Genomic DNA, 860 nt, shown 5'->3' on the forward strand with positions numbered 1-860 from the left:
CCTATTTTGTTCTGCTAAACTTTATTAATTAACTTGTTTGTTATCAACGGATTAGATATCAATTTAACGAAGTATTAAAAGGACCTACTGTCGAAATATTAATTCCATCTGTGGGGAAATTAAGCCCATTTCTATCTCTTAGTATATGAATTGACTTAATTACATTATCATAATTAAAAAATGGTTCACCCATTCCCATATATACAATTCTGTTGACTTTTTCCTTCAGTAATGTTACTTGTTGCACAATTTCGGAAGGAGTTAAATTTCTTATAAATCCATTACTTCCAGATGCACAAAAAATACAACCGACAGGACATCCTACCATTGTACTAACACATACAGTTACACCTGTTTTTCTCTTTATGCAAACAGTTTCAACGCAGTAACCATCCTTTAATTTGAAAGAGTATTTTCTTGTGTCACCGCCATTATAAATATCATTAATGCTCATTGTTTGATATTTCTTTTGGGGCTTTTCCTTATAAAGGGCATGCATAAGCGATCGAGCTTTTTTTTCTCCAACGCAATCACAAATTTCTTTATATGTATAACCGTATGGGTCCGAATTTATCATTTCTTCAGTGATAATTATTGTGTTTTTATTTTTCATATCATCAATACCTTTCGAGAAATATAATTACAAAATACGATAAACTACCATTATTATAATAACATTTCTAAAACAAAAAATCAATAATCTACATATCTATTTTACTTAAAATACTAAAAATACTCTAAAAATATATGTATCGAATTTTTATGTAAAATATTTGTCAGATATATCATACGAACACGCCCTTTATTTTATTTTGCATCTAATTTTCTAATCTCAGTTATCATTGGGCAAACTATTGCAA

Annotated in this window: 1 protein-coding gene; it reads right to left on the bottom strand. The window is 28.6% G+C overall.

Going from position 1 to position 860, the window contains the following annotated elements:
• Nucleotides 1-58: 58 nt before the first annotated feature.
• Nucleotides 59-613 carry a radical SAM protein gene (locus H9625_RS17395; protein ID WP_191765584.1) on the bottom strand — a complete coding sequence of 185 codons (555 nt, stop codon included), beginning with the start codon at nucleotides 611-613 and terminating at the stop codon, nucleotides 59-61.
• Between the last annotated feature and the right edge of the window lie 247 nt (nucleotides 614-860).

Source organism: Phocaeicola intestinalis, assembly GCF_014837065.1.
GTDB lineage: Bacteria > Bacteroidota > Bacteroidia > Bacteroidales > Bacteroidaceae > Phocaeicola > Phocaeicola intestinalis.

Excerpts from the sequence above, each read along its gene's own strand:
- H9625_RS17395 (WP_191765584.1), bottom strand. The coding sequence starts at position 613 with ATGAAAAATAAAAACACAATAATTATCACTGAAGAAATGATAAATTCG.